The 759-nt window shown below is 51.1% G+C and carries 1 protein-coding gene; it reads left to right on the plus strand.

Going from position 1 to position 759, the window contains the following annotated elements:
- The first annotated feature begins 153 nt into the window (after positions 1 to 153).
- Positions 154 to 696, plus strand: a complete 543-nt coding sequence (locus tag TAMC210_RS13185) for a flavin reductase family protein (protein ID WP_173299278.1) — start codon at positions 154 to 156, stop codon at positions 694 to 696.
- The last annotated feature ends 63 nt before the right edge of the window (positions 697 to 759 follow it).

Raw genomic sequence — 759 nt, forward strand, 5'->3', positions numbered from 1 at the left:
TTAATTCCTTAAACCCAATCCCCCTCAACCCCAACCAAATTCATGCCTTTCCCGGGGTAAAATTTTTTCCCCCAATCCCTTCATACCTTCACCTTTCTTATTTCCGCGTCAGCGCAGATGGCTCTTAAAAAACACCAAGAAGGAGTAAAAGGAATGGCCAAAGTCAACTTGCCAAAAACACGGCTGCCGGAGAGTTATTACTTTCTCCAGCCGAGCAACCCCGTCCTGGTAACGACTCTCGAACCGGATGGAACAACACATGTGGCCCCCTTCAGCTGGGTGACACCGGTGTCTGTTAATCCGCCACGGGTGGGTCTGGCGCTGCTAAACAGTCCGAAGAAGCAGCACACCTTGAAAAATATCGAACGAGAAGGCGAATTTGTCATCAACCTGCCGAACCTGGACATAGCGGAAAGGCTGGTCAAGTGCTCCTACATGGTGGAGCCGGGTCAGAAAAAGTTTACTTTGGCCGGTTTCACCGCCATACCCTCACGGGAGGTAAAACCGTGCGGAGTCGCCGAATGCAGGGCACATATGGAATGCCGGGTGCTGTCCATTACCGAAACGGGGGACCACTCGTTTATCGTCGCCGATGTTGTTCATTGCCAAGTAAGCGTCAAATACTACCCACGTTGTTGGGTTGCGGTAGTAAGCATAAAAGAACCCCTACCGAATCATCTAAGGGGTAGGGGCTAAAACAAGCTTAATTATTCATCCGGCAAACGGGGGGCAGAGTTTCCGACCACGGCAGGAGTTGAT

Source organism: Thermanaeromonas sp. C210 (assembly GCF_013167955.1).
Classification (GTDB): domain Bacteria; phylum Bacillota; class DSM-521; order Neomoorellales; family Neomoorellaceae; genus UBA12545.